This window comes from Oceanobacillus jeddahensis (assembly GCF_000750635.1).
Lineage (GTDB): Bacteria > Bacillota > Bacilli > Bacillales > Amphibacillaceae > Oceanobacillus > Oceanobacillus jeddahense.
The window spans coordinates 23,655-36,752 of sequence record NZ_CCDM010000006.1 but is presented as its reverse complement, the minus strand read 5'-3'; the positions used below and the strand labels follow the sequence as shown (position 1 = coordinate 36,752).

Genomic DNA, 13,098 nt, shown 5'->3' with positions numbered 1-13,098 from the left:
CTCCCTATCGATTTACATCGTCCTGCATGTTTGACTCCATAAATATTTTTAATTGTTCTCTACTCGGTAACCCCTCAATATCACCATCAACCTGCGTTACTAAAGCTCCCATAGCACATGCCCGTTTCACAGCATCTTTCCAAGCTAATCCATCCAATAACCCTGATAACAGGCCCGCTGCAAAACCATCCCCTGCTCCAACTGGATCAACAACATAAGGAACAGAATAAGCATCTACAAATCCACTTGTTTCTTTATTTTCATAGTACGCCCCTTTTTCTCCCAGCTTGACGACAACTGTTCCAGCTCCGAGATCTCTACATCTTTGGCTAATCTCTATTGTTTCCGTTGTATCAAATAAAAAATCACCTTCTGACTTTCCTGGAAGCACAATATCAGATAATCCAATTATTTTTCTAATTTGTTCTGCTCCACTATTTTTATCGAGCAATTTTTTCCTGATATTTGGATCAAAAACAATGGTTACTTTTTTTTGCTTTGCTTTATGGAGAAGTGTAAAAATTGCTTCTTCACAAGATTGGCTCAAAGCAGGAGTAATCCCTGTTAAATAGAGGTACTTTGTATCTGAAACATCTATATTTTCAATATCTTTGGGAGTCATTTTACTAGCAGCGGAATCTTTTCTGTAATAAAAAATCGAGCTTGTTTGCGCATTTGTTTTTTCTTTCAGGAAAAGTCCAGTAGATGCTTCCTTATCCTGCTTTACATGCGTTGTGTCGACTCCTTCTCCTCTTACAGCGCTTACAATTTTCGCACCAAGTTCATCATTCCCTACTCGGCTAATCCAGCTTGTCTGATATCCAAGCTTTGCTAATCCTATTAACGTGTTCGTTTCTGCACCAGCAATTCTTGCAGAAAAATCATTTGCATATCGTAGTTGTCCACTGGTCTTTGGAGAAAACAAAACCATTGTTTCCCCAATACTCAATACATCCATTTACATACCTTCCTTACTCCACATACCCCAGCTTTGCTGAAATAGCATTTGCTTTTTGTTTTAAATGTTTAATAATAGTGGCTTTCTGTCTCAGCATTCTTTCTTTAGGTCCAGCCACACTAACCGCTGCTTGGATATCACCCTTCATATCAAATATCGGAGCTGCTAAACAGTAAAGACCATCTTCATTCTCCTCATTATCAATGGAATACCCTTGCTGCCTATATTCTTGAAGTTTTTTCTTTAGTTCTTCTTTATCTGTAATGGTCTGCTTGGTAATCGACTTCAATTCAATAGTATTTAAATAGTCAGTCCGATCCGCTTCATCCATAAATGCAAGATAAACCTTTCCAAGTCCAGTGCAATATAGTGGCTTCTGACCGCCTAGATAAGCAGAAGTTCTGATCGAACGGTTACTATCAATCTTAGCAACATAGACCAATTCTTTATCTGCTAATACCGCCATAAATACCGTTTCTTCCACTAATTCCATCAATTCTTTTAAAGACGGATATCCCAAAGAAGATATATCCAACGATTCCATTGCTGCATTACCAATCGGAATAAGTTTTGGTCCTAAAATAAAGCGATTTTGCTGATTAACAGATAAATAATTTTCACAGAGTAATGTTTTGATTAATCCAGATGTACTGCTTTGTGGTAACTGCAATGTTTCACTAATTTCTTTAATTGTCATTCCATCCATATTTGCACTTAGTAATTCAAAAATCCGTAAAACACGTTCCGCAGATTTCACTGACATACATACACCTCCTATCACATATGTGATTTAACATCTTGTATATGATTTTAATAATTAAACTTTAACATGTCTTTTTTTAAATAACAACTGTAAAATGAAAAATTACAAGCAAGTTAACAAGCTTCAACAAATAAATGAAAGTTATTACTTCATTCATTTGACAAGGTTCTATTAGATATTCACAAAATATTTCCAATGCTGTTTTGGTAAGGTATAACTTTAAAATAACCATCTGTCATACAATCTAAAAAGTGGCTTTCTACTTCAATTGTAGAAAGCCACTTTTTCTGTTTTTACTGATCTTTATTCAAGCCTCAGTATCTTCATTTTATTTTTTCCCGGGATAAACAATATATTTAGGTTCAACCCCTGTTAAAACATCTGCCACATTCTGAGCTGTTTTTGTTTTTAATTCTTCTTGTGCTTCAACAGAGTGCCATGCTGCATGTGGGTTAATAAGTACTTGATCCATTTCTAGTAATGGATTATCAACTGGGATTGGCTCTACCTCTAGTACATCCAATCCTGCACCAGCTATTTCATTATTATGTAAAGCTTGAATCAAGGCTTTTTCATCAATTAATGCACCTCTGGAAGTATTAACAATAAACGCTTCTTCTTTCATTAATTTCAATTGTTCTGCTCCAATAATATGATGAGTATCATTCGTTAACGGGGTATGAATAGAAACAAAATCACTTCGACGTAATAGATCATCTAACTCTACCAGTTCAACATTATATTCTTTTGCTACTTCCGTGGGTATAAATGGATCGTAGGCAATTACCTTCAGTCCAAAAGCCTGTCCTTTCACCGCTACTTTTTTCGCTATATTTCCAAAACTTAATAACCCTAGTACACGACCTCTCAAACGAAAAATTGGGGAACCAGCTTTAAAATCCCAATCCCCTTCTTTTACTTGATTGTTAAACAAGGTCACTTTTCTAGCTAACGATAATATCAATGTCATCGCATGATCTGATACTTCATCTAAACAGTAATCCGTTACATTGCAAACTGTAATATTTTTCTCAGCTGCTGCATCTATATCAATCGTATTAACTCCTACTCCATATCTAGCTACAACCTTACAATTTGATAATTTTTCAATAACATTGCGGCTAATCGGAGCATATTGATTAATAATTGCATCTACTCCTTTAGCAACCTCGATAACATCTTCTTCTGTTTTACACTGTGCATGGATAAATTCAACATCAGGAAGAGATTTTCGGATAACCTTTTCCTCTATTTCTACGGAAGCGTAATCATAATCTGAAAATAAAATTCTAAATGTCATTCTGTTATGACCTCCTTGGTAAATCAATTTATACATTCAATTATCACTCATATAGTATAATAAAAACAAGCTTTTCCATGAAGGTATTTTTGTGATTAATTGCTAAAAAAAGAATCAACTGATTTTCAGACATCTCTTCCTTGGTATACGGGAAGAGGTGCCTGAAATGATGTCCTAATAAAACGAAACTTCATTCAGTGGGAGTTTTCGCCCTTCTCCCACTGAATGATTAGTTGAGTGATTCAGGGAGTTAGCGCCCGTTATCTCCCGCCTAAATAAATTCATTCTTACTCTTTATTTTGTGGCGGGAGTTTTACGGGCGGTTCTCCGTGATAAAAAAGGAGTTATTCCTATTTCTTTACTTTTCTCTTTAAGAGCCTGAGATGAATAAAACAATCGATAAATAAGTAATTAAATATCTTTATTATAAGCAGAATACGTTTTCCAAACGTTATATCCTAACTTATTATAAAATGCTACCAGCCCCGTCCAATCAATCACAATACGGGAAACACCCCGTTTTCTTAAATAATAGATTCCTGCTTCAACAACAGCTAAGCCATATCCCTGGCCCCTTTCCTTTTCATCCACTCCTAAAGGTCCAATCCCGCCTAATTCTTCTTTAAATAGAGGAGCCCAATAAACATTTTGAGCGATTAAATTTGATTTTGCATCATTCATTCGGCAAAACCCAATAATTTTTTGACCTTTTTTCAGAATCACAAATTCTCTTCCTGTGCCACCATTTTGAAAGTAATGAATTGCTTCATATTCCCACCTTCCTGGGAAACAGCGATGTAAAAAATCAAGAAATAATTTCTTATCCTCCAGCTCTAAAACGCTACATTCTATACCTTCTATATTTGGGGGTTCTATTTTATCATTTATGCTATATTTTCGAATCATGTCATGCTCTGTACCAGTGTTTTTATACCCCTTATGTTCAAACCAGGCTTTCGTTTCCTCCAATTCCACTGGAATACCAGGAAAATAATGCCACGGATCGCGTCCCAGCAGGATTTGTTTTACACCATCATTCTGTAATTGCGATTCAGCATTTGCTAATAATGTTGAGCCTACTCCTTGGTTTCTCTGGTCCTGTTTCACAAGCAGTACCTGAATCCAACCGATTTCATTACTTATACCGACATCCAGATTTTCTCGATATCTTTTGGCAATCACAAATCCGATTACACGTTCTTTGTCATCCACAGCAATAGCTGAAGCTTGTTTACATATATTTTCATCCTTGAAACTATTTTGTTGAAATAACTCTTTTCGCATTGGAAATTCGCATCCAATCTCTTGATTCCATAATTGAACAAGTGCATCTATTCGGTGGTCACTCCATGTCTCCAATTTCATCATCGATTGCTCCCTACCTTTTTTATAATGTTAGTAACACAATGATTACTACTGTAACAACTCTTATTCATTTCTTTATCTTTTCATTTCCTTTTTTAAAAAAATCAACCGCATCTCTTGTTTCATCAATATGCTTCACTGTAACAGGATATTGTAATGTAGCGACGCTCATAAATAAAATATCCATGACCTGCAGCTGTGCTATTCGGGATGATGTAGCTCCACTTCGGAAAATAGGCTCTCTTGTCGTAGATGTATACAGTTTTATATCTGCATGCTCCGTAACAGGCCATTTTCCGTATTTTGTCAAGCTGATCGTTTTTACCTCTCTTTTTTTGGCAAGGTGAAGCATATTAGCAATTTCAACAGTTTCTCCAGAAAAAGAAATTCCAAAAACAACATCTTTTTTACCCATATTGGCAACGAAAGTCGCTGCCATATGCATGTCTTCAAAGACATATGCATTTTTATTAATCCGAATAAACTTTTGCACCGCATCCCGAGCAATCATTCCAGATGCACCAACACCAATAAACAAAATTTTGGATGCATCATTCATTAATTGAACTCCTGTATGCAGTTGATCCATATCGAGTAAATGTGCTGTTTCCCTGATTGTTTGAATACTGTTATTCGTCATTTTATCAATAATAGATAAAGTTGTCTCATTTGGATCAATATCACGAAAACCGTATTCTTCTTTTCTTTGTAAATCACCTGCGATACGGATTTTCAAATCATGGAAACCTTTCAGATTCAAAGACTTACATAAGCGAATCACGGCTGCTCCACTTGTTTTACTTCTTTTTCCAAGCTCCTTTGCTGTTAACGAAATTGCTTTTTCCGGATTTTTTAAAATATAATCAGCTATCTTCTTTTCAGATGGCGGGAGACTTGAAAGCATCTCATTAATTCTCGTTATTCCTCCGTTTATAAAAGGCAATAGGATCAACTCATTTCTTTGTCTCTCTTCTTAGAAAAACCAGCTTATAATCAAGCTTTCAAGGTGGAAACTTACATTTGTTTATATTTTCTGTATAGATTCATGTCCCAAACTCCTGTTGAACTGAAAAGGATATACTTCATAATGATTCTTTAACGATATAATAGATACTTTTTTCTTGTTTTATTAAATTCATCCAATTCTTGTTGACTTTCTTCCAAATAGCGTACCGCTTTTCCAGCTAAGATATATTTTCTTAACCGTTTGGTACCTGCCAGTAGATCAAAGAAATACTTTTCATTTTCATTTTGGATAAATTGGAATTGATTTGGATAGATCGTTGCGATTGTTTCCACTAAAGCGACACCTGCCTGTAAAGCATGGAGTGTATTGCGATTTTCAATATGAAGCTGGACACCGTTACAGACTTCACCTTTATATTTTTGATAAGTAGGAACAAAAGAAATAGGGCGGGCGAGCACTCCAGGCAGACTTCTATCATTATATACTTTCGCAAGTTTCTGCCCATCTATAAAAGGAGCTCCAATCCATTCAAATGGTTTGGTTGTACCTCTTCCCTCTGATACATTCGTCCCTTCGATAAGACAGGTTCCCGGGTATAAAATAGCCATATCAATTACAGGTGTATTGGGGGATGGAGGAACCCAGAATAAATTTGTATCATCAAAATACATCCTGCGTTTCCACCCTTCCATCGGTATGACAGAGAGATCACATGAATAAGCGAACTCATTTTTAAATAATAACGCCAATTCCCCCACTGTCATGCCGTGACGATTTGGAATTGGAAGTAATCCAACAAAAGAGCGTACATCTTGTTCTACCAAATTACCCTCCATATTTATCCCGGAAACAGGGTTAGGCCGATCAAGAACAATCAACTTCTTACCATATTCCATACACGCTTCCATGACACTAGCCATCGTATAAATATACGTATAATATCTTGAGCCAATATCCTGTAAATCAAATACAAGTACATCCACATCTGCTATCATTTCTTGACTTGGTTTTCTCGTTTGCCCATACAAGCTGTAGACAGGTAGTCCTGTTGCATTATCTCTGGAAGAGGATACTTTCTCTCCTTCTTTCGCGTCTCCGCGTATGCCATGTTCCGGAGCATACAAAGCAACCAGGTTGATTGCCGGATGCTCCGCAAATAAATCGATGGATGGTTGAAGTTTTTCGTTTACACCTGTCATATTCGTAACCAGGCCTACCCGAAGTCCTTCCACCCGTTTATATCCCTTTTCTAAAAATACATCCAGACCTAAACGCACCAATATTTACACCTCCATGCATAAGTTATGCGAGACTTTCTTCTATTTTCTCAAAAGTTAAATGTGCTCCCCACATGAGGATATATGCAACTACACTTCCACCAAAGAAAAAGAGTAGAGCAGGGATGGTAACAAACGAAAGATAGATGAGTGCAATGACAATCCCAAGTAGAAATATCGTTAATAAAGGGTGTCCGATTCCAATAAATAATGCCCATTTAATATAGTCCAGTGATCGTAATTGGAAATGTGCAAAAAGCGGAAAAAGATAAAGCGTAATCACAGCTAATAACAAAAACAAACCAACAACCGCAAAGCTGGCCATCGTATACGCGATATGTTCTTGAGTCCGCAAAATTTGAAATTCTATTGTCATGAGATAACCTGTTCCAGCCAGAATATACCCCAACACATTAATTTTCAAAAACTCTTTTTTATAAGACTTCCAAAAAACAGAAAAGACAGGGATATCTTTCTCTCCATCAATCCATTTCCGTACCACCGCAAACATTGCTGCCGTAGCTGGAAAGAATCCAAGTAGACCCAACCCAAGCAGCGAGAAAGCAATCCATAGTAAATTGAGATAAGCAAACCTCGTGATCCATACAGCAAAACGATAATATCCGGCAACAAAGCCATTCATCGCCATCCCTCCCGTCTATTTCAAAAATCCTTCCCGGTTTCTCTTATTCTTTAATGGACCCTATTAATACGCCCTGTACAAAAAAGCGTTGCACAAATGGGTAAATTAATAATAATGGCAGCGATGATACAATAATCACTGCATATTTGATAAGACCAGCTGTCTTCACCTGATCCACCAACGATTCAGCTGACCCGCCCGGATCATTCAATTGCATTTGATTCACAACAAGAATCTCTCTTAAAATTAATTGCAATGGATACTTATCACGATCCGATAAATAAATCAAAGCATTAAAATATTGGTTCCATAAATTGACTGCATGAAACAGTGCCATAACTGCAATAATCGGCAAAGATAGCGGTAATACAACCCGTATAAAAATATAGAAATCAGAGGCTCCATCAATTTTGGACGCTTCTACTAATTGGTCTGGAATACTTTGCTGAAAAAAAGCCCTAGCGACTAAAATAGACCAGGCTCCTACAACATTCGGAATGATAATAGCCCACATCGTATCCAGCATCCCCATGGATTGAACAACAAGGTAAGTAGGAATTAGTCCTCCATTAAACAACATGGTAAATAAAATAAACCAAAGGATAAATTTCTTAGCCATTAATTCTTTACGGGATAGTGCATATGCACAAGGCAATAAAACAAATAAATGAATGGCTGTACCTACCGCTGTATAAATAATGGTGTTTTTATAACCTATCCAAATTGCATCATTTGCAAAGACGCGCTCATATCCTTTAAATGTAATATCGACTGGCCAGAGCCACATCCTGCCTGAGCTGACTGCTTGCGGATCACTGATAGAAGCACTTAGAACAAAGACCAAAGGATAGACAATCAAAACTAAGATAATTAACAAAAATATCGTATTAATCAGATCAAATCCTCTATCCGACAGGGAAAATCTTTTCATCTTTCAACCCTCCTTACCATAGACTATTCCCGCTTACCTTTCTGGCTGTATAGTTAAATACGACTAACAATGCAATATTGATTGCTGAATCGAACAGTCCGATTGCCGCAGCAAAACTGTATTGTCCTTCCAATAGACCTGTTTGATACACAAATGTCTGAATCACATCGGATGTTTTTGCATTTAAATTATTTTGCATGAGTAATACTTTTTCAAAACCGACTGTCATAAAGCTGCCAATATTTAGAATAAATAACACAACAATCGTCGGTAGAATGCTTGGTATATTAATGTGGAAAATACGCTGCAGCCGTGATGCGCCATCCACTTTTGCCGCTTCATGTAATTCGGGATTAACACCGGATAAAGCTGCCAGATAAATAATCGATCCCCACCCAAGGGTTTGCCATACGCCAGACCACGTAAAAATATGTCTGAACCAGCTTGGACTTGTTAGAAAATCAATCGGGCTCCCGCCAAAAACAACAATCAGACGATTTACTAAGCCTGTTGTAGGATCTAAAAAGATGACAATCATTCCGACAACAACGACAACAGAAATAAAGTGCGGAGCATAGGTTAATGTCTGAGCCCATCTTTTAAATATGCTATTTTTCACTTCATGTAGAGAGAGTGCTAGAATAATAGGTAATGGGAATAAAATTAATTGATATGCGCTTAAAGCCAGAGTATTTTTAAGCAGTCTCCAAAAGTAGTAGGAATAAAAAAAGCGTTCGAAGTGATCGAATCCGATCCAAGGGCTTCCCCAGATTCCAAGATTGGCAAAAAAGTTTTTGAAAGCAATTTGCACACCATACATCGGTATATAATGCAAGATGATAAAGTACGTAATGGCTGGAAGCAAGAAGACATATATTTGCCAATTTCGGGCGAAGTTCTTTTTCACTTGATAAAATTTACTTTGGGCTGGTACAGAAACATCATTTTTTACTCCCTTCATTCTTCAACCCCCTTTATTTATCAGCGGATGGATTGACACCCAACCGCTGATAAAGTGAACCGTTACAATCTAAAAAGCTTTTAATTTTCTTTATAGCGCTCATAGGCAGCTTTTTGAATGTCCATATATTCGTCATAGCCCATCTCTTTAATCGTTTCCACATATGCATCCCATTCAGAGAAATCATTCTCCCCTGTAATAAAACCTGCCTGCATTTCTTCTACATACTTTTGCAAATCCGTTTCTAATACAGCGATACGGTCATTTTCCTCTGCGGTATACGTAAACGCCGGCCAAATTTCATCAATTAAGTACGGTTCTAATTGTTCCGCAGCTTCTACATCTGTTGGTGCATTCTCCGAACCGGTAAAGTATTCATCTGTGACCATGACAGGATGGTTGCCACCCGGATTGATAATATATTCAGCCAAAGCCTGCGTCAGTGTTAATCCATCCGGATTATCCGTTATTTCTTCTGTCAGTTTCGGGCCTTCTTCTGTTTCTTCGTATGTTTCTCCTTCAATCCCCATAAAGAACATCTTTTGGCCTTCTTCACTCCAGAAATAATCAATCCATCTTAACGTCGCTTCCGGATTTTCATTTTCACTTGTGATCAGAAAGTTTCCTAATGAAAGAACAGGAGACGTAATTCCCGTGTACATTTTTGTACCATCTGGACCTTCTAATGCATTGCCTGGAATAAACTGTTCTCCTATTTCTTTTCCGTATAATTCCATCGGGTTATAGAATTGTACAGCACCATAACGGTCATCTGCCGCATTAGCTAAATGCTGATCAACCTCTAATGAATAAATATTTTGCTCAATCAGCTCTTCTTCATAAAGTTTATTTAAATATTTCAACATTTCTTTATATTGATCATCAATAGGATAAAAACGGATATCACCTGAATCTGGATCACTATCAATTAAGGTATGAAGCTGTCCGCGGTTTTGAACGCCGAATGCACCTGAGATCCAGTGAATAATGCGGGACATTTCCGCTACACTGCTTAATGGAATTTCATCATTTTCTCCATTCCCATTTAAATCAGTTTCTTTCACTGCTTTTAAATATTCATAGAATTCTTCGGTTGTTTCTGGATTATCCATATCTAATTGTTCCAACCAATCTCCATTCATCCACCCTTTAGCACCAATTAATAAGGATGAAAAATCTGGTGAATATACGGTCGGAATGGAGTAAATATTTCCATCCGGGAACGTGATTCCTTTCCGGATATCTGGATTTTCATCTAAAACTTTTTTAATATTTGGCGCATATTCTTCAATCAAATCATTTAAAGGGATAAAAGTTCCTTGACTCCCATATGTTTGAACATCAGAAATAGGCAAATTGGCAGCATAGAAAACATCCGGCAAGTCTCCACTGGCAAGAGCCAGGTTTCTTCTTTCTTCCAATCCATCTGCCGGCACCATATTCCATGTTATATCCATATTTGTCATTTCTTCATATTCATTCAAAAGTAAAACATCATTCCAATCATCCGCTGTTGTTGCAGCTTTACCAGCAAATATCTCTAATTCAACCGTGTCTTCCACAATTGGCATGCCTTCCGTATTTAAGTTATTTAGTGCCTCTTCACTACCGCCGATCTCTTCCTTGTCGTCGTTATTACACGCAGATAGGGCAATTAATGGCACAGCTGCTAACATAATGAATTTCTTTTTAATTTTCACAGGAAATACCTCCCTTTTATAAAGTGGATAGAGAAAGTGATTCCCTTCCCACTTAGCAAATAGAAAAATATAAACTCCCCTATTTGCATAAGCAGAACTTAGGCATTCACCCAGAAATTGCTCTCAAAAGTATAAAGAGGGTCTAAGAAAGCAAAATCTGCTTTTAAGTCTTCGGTTAACGAATGCCTATTTTTATCACGGAGAACCGCCCGTAAAACTCCCGCCTCAAAATAAAGAGCGAAAATAAATGTATTTAGGCGGGAGATCAGGTGAGCTAGCTCCCTGAATCACTAAGGCTAATTCAGTGGGAGAATGAAGGAAGCAGACTAAGTTCGCGAAGTCCTGAGACTGCTGGAGCTGTGATTACTCGCCCCATCGTAAAGAGTTGTGCGTCGAAAAACTCCCACTGAATGAAGTTTCGTTTTATAATGAGGCTATTTATCTACTGTCCTTCTTCATAACGTTGAAGTGCTTTCTTTTGAATTTCCATATATTCATCAAGGCCCATCTCTTCTAAGGTTTTCACATAATCGTCCCATTCATCAAAGGATGTTTCCCCTGTAACAAATTGTGCCTCCATCTCAGCAACGTACTTTTGAATATCCGCTCCTAAAGCATCCAAGGTTGCTTGTTCCTCTTCTTCATAGAAGAAAAATGGCCAAGGCTCTTCAATGAGATAGGGAGCCATGTTTTCTGCATTTTCGAGATCTTCAGGCTGAAACTCTGGAGCTGTCGAATACTCTGGATTTTCAATCACTGGATGTCCCCCGCCTGGATTAATGATATACTGCGCCAATGCTTCTTGTACCGTTAATCCATTCGGATTATTGGTGATTTCTTCCGTTAATTCTGGACCCTCCGACGTTTCTTCATATGTTTCACCCTCTAACCCCATGAAGAACATCTTCGCTCCTTCATCACTCCAGAAATAGTCAATCCAACGAATGGTTGCTTCTGGGTTTTCATTGACATTAGTAATGGAAAAATGCCCCAAACTATTTACGGGTGAAATCACGGAGGTAAACAGCTTATCTCCATTCGGACCTTCTAGTGCATTACCAGGAATGTAGCGGCCGCCCACTTCTTCTCCAAAATAATCTTTCGGATTGAAGAAGTTCATCGCTGCATATTTTCCTTCTGCCCCATTCGCGAGAAAATGGTCTACTTCAATGGAATAGATATTTTGTTCAATCAAGCCTTCTGTATATAGTTTGTTCATGTATTCAAGCAATTGTTTATACTCATCCGCTGTACGGTAAAAACGTAATTCTCCTGTTTCCGGGTCTTCATCAATGGAAGGATGCAAAATTCCTTTATTCGAAACACCAAATGCACCAGTTAACCAATGAAATAAACGATCCATCGATACACTGCTAAATGGAATAACTTCATTACCATCAACGGATAATTCTTTTGCCGCTTTTAAATATTCATAGAATTCATCCGTGGTTTCCGGGTTATCCATCCCTGTCTCATCCAGGATGTCTTGATTTATCCATGGTTTATCATCCATCAAAGATGTCGGAGATTCTGGATCTCTTAACCGAGGGATAGCATAGATATTTCCATCTGGAAACGTGATTCCCTGCTTAATCTCGGGATATTCCTCTAAATAGGCTTTGATGTTTGGAGCGTATTCATCAATCAAATCGTTAAGAGGGATAAAAATCCCTTGTTCGCCATATTTATATAAATCGGAATTAGGCATATAAGAACCATAGAAAAGATCGGGTAAATCCCCACTAGCCAGTGCCAAATTTCTTTTTTCTTCTAATCCATCAACCGGAACTTGATTCCAGTTCATATCAATATTCGTCATTTTTTCATATTCATTTAATAAAGGCACATCATTCCAATCATCAGCCGCTGAAGCAGCTTTCCCTGCAAATACATCAATCGTAATTTCTTCCCCCACAATCGGCATACCTTCTTGATTCAGATTTTCGAGCGCCTCTTCACTTCCCCCGACATCTTCTTTTTCATTCTTACTGCACGCAACCAGTACGACTAAAAAAGAGATGCATAATAGAAATAAGATTCTTTTATTCTTTTTCACTCAAAAACCTCCCCCATATTATTTTTTTCTTTTTTATCCACCTTTAGATTAAAAACGCAAGATATTTATGCAGCTACTACGCTTAATCTATCTTACAGTGAACAGTATTTTTTACTTTCAGCACTTCTTTTTAAATCAACTTTCCCTCCTCCTTTCGTACTTTTTCCTTTGTAGCTG

General features: G+C 37.4%; 11 protein-coding genes. All 11 read right to left on the bottom strand.

What is annotated here, in order from left to right; translation table 11 throughout:
• Positions 1–4: 4 nt before the first annotated feature.
• The 11 genes from BN986_RS21080 to BN986_RS21030 all read right to left on the bottom strand — a co-directional run bounded on the left by BN986_RS21080 (position 5) and on the right by BN986_RS21030 (position 12,921).
• Positions 5–958 (bottom strand): sugar kinase, encoded by a 954-nt coding sequence (locus BN986_RS21080; protein WP_040983918.1) that lies wholly within the window; start codon positions 956–958, stop codon positions 5–7.
• Positions 959–971: 13 nt separating this feature from the next.
• On the bottom strand, positions 972–1,721 hold the full coding sequence (locus tag BN986_RS21075) for an IclR family transcriptional regulator (protein WP_040983916.1): 750 nt from the start codon (positions 1,719–1,721) through the stop codon (positions 972–974).
• Between the two features lie 328 nt (positions 1,722–2,049).
• Positions 2,050–3,021, bottom strand: coding sequence for a C-terminal binding protein (locus BN986_RS21070; protein ID WP_040983914.1), 972 nt, complete (start codon positions 3,019–3,021; stop codon positions 2,050–2,052).
• Positions 3,022–3,432: 411 nt separating this feature from the next.
• The gene (locus BN986_RS21065; protein ID WP_316244937.1) at positions 3,433–4,389 is read right to left on the bottom strand and encodes a GNAT family N-acetyltransferase; all 957 of its coding nucleotides are present in this window, start codon (positions 4,387–4,389) and stop codon (positions 3,433–3,435) included.
• A 64-nt stretch (positions 4,390–4,453) separates the two neighbouring features.
• Entirely contained in the window at positions 4,454–5,329 is an 876-nt protein-coding gene (locus BN986_RS21060) for a MurR/RpiR family transcriptional regulator (RefSeq protein ID WP_074435728.1), read from the bottom strand.
• Positions 5,330–5,481: 152 nt separating this feature from the next.
• Complete coding sequence (locus tag BN986_RS21055) at positions 5,482–6,630, bottom strand: exo-beta-N-acetylmuramidase NamZ family protein (protein WP_040984487.1); 1,149 nt, start codon at positions 6,628–6,630, stop codon at positions 5,482–5,484.
• 25 nt (positions 6,631–6,655) lie between these two features.
• Entirely contained in the window at positions 6,656–7,273 is a 618-nt protein-coding gene (locus BN986_RS21050) for a YesL family protein (protein ID WP_040983910.1), read from the bottom strand.
• A 43-nt stretch (positions 7,274–7,316) separates the two neighbouring features.
• Complete coding sequence (locus BN986_RS21045; RefSeq protein ID WP_040983908.1) at positions 7,317–8,204, bottom strand: carbohydrate ABC transporter permease; 888 nt, start codon at positions 8,202–8,204, stop codon at positions 7,317–7,319.
• 13 nt (positions 8,205–8,217) lie between these two features.
• Complete coding sequence (locus tag BN986_RS21040; protein ID WP_040983906.1) at positions 8,218–9,165, bottom strand: ABC transporter permease; 948 nt, start codon at positions 9,163–9,165, stop codon at positions 8,218–8,220.
• An 80-nt stretch (positions 9,166–9,245) separates the two neighbouring features.
• Complete coding sequence (locus tag BN986_RS21035; RefSeq protein ID WP_040983904.1) at positions 9,246–10,865, bottom strand: extracellular solute-binding protein; 1,620 nt, start codon at positions 10,863–10,865, stop codon at positions 9,246–9,248.
• A 442-nt stretch (positions 10,866–11,307) separates the two neighbouring features.
• Positions 11,308–12,921, bottom strand: a complete 1,614-nt coding sequence (locus tag BN986_RS21030; RefSeq protein ID WP_040983902.1) for an extracellular solute-binding protein — start codon at positions 12,919–12,921, stop codon at positions 11,308–11,310.
• Positions 12,922–13,098 lie beyond the last annotated feature (177 nt).

What these genes read in the sequence shown, in the direction of transcription:
- BN986_RS21080 (WP_040983918.1), bottom strand. Translation starts at nt 958, where the DNA reads ATGGATGTATTGAGTATTGGGGAAACAATGGTTTTGTTTTCTCCAAAG.
- BN986_RS21075 (WP_040983916.1), bottom strand. Translation starts at nt 1,721, where the DNA reads ATGTCAGTGAAATCTGCGGAACGTGTTTTACGGATTTTTGAATTACTA.
- BN986_RS21070 (WP_040983914.1), bottom strand. Translation starts at nt 3,021, where the DNA reads ATGACATTTAGAATTTTATTTTCAGATTATGATTACGCTTCCGTAGAA.
- BN986_RS21065 (WP_316244937.1), bottom strand. Translation starts at nt 4,389, where the DNA reads ATGATGAAATTGGAGACATGGAGTGACCACCGAATAGATGCACTTGTT.
- BN986_RS21050 (WP_040983910.1), bottom strand. Translation starts at nt 7,273, where the DNA reads ATGAATGGCTTTGTTGCCGGATATTATCGTTTTGCTGTATGGATCACG.
- BN986_RS21045 (WP_040983908.1), bottom strand. Translation starts at nt 8,204, where the DNA reads ATGAAAAGATTTTCCCTGTCGGATAGAGGATTTGATCTGATTAATACG.
- BN986_RS21040 (WP_040983906.1), bottom strand. Translation starts at nt 9,165, where the DNA reads ATGAAGGGAGTAAAAAATGATGTTTCTGTACCAGCCCAAAGTAAATTT.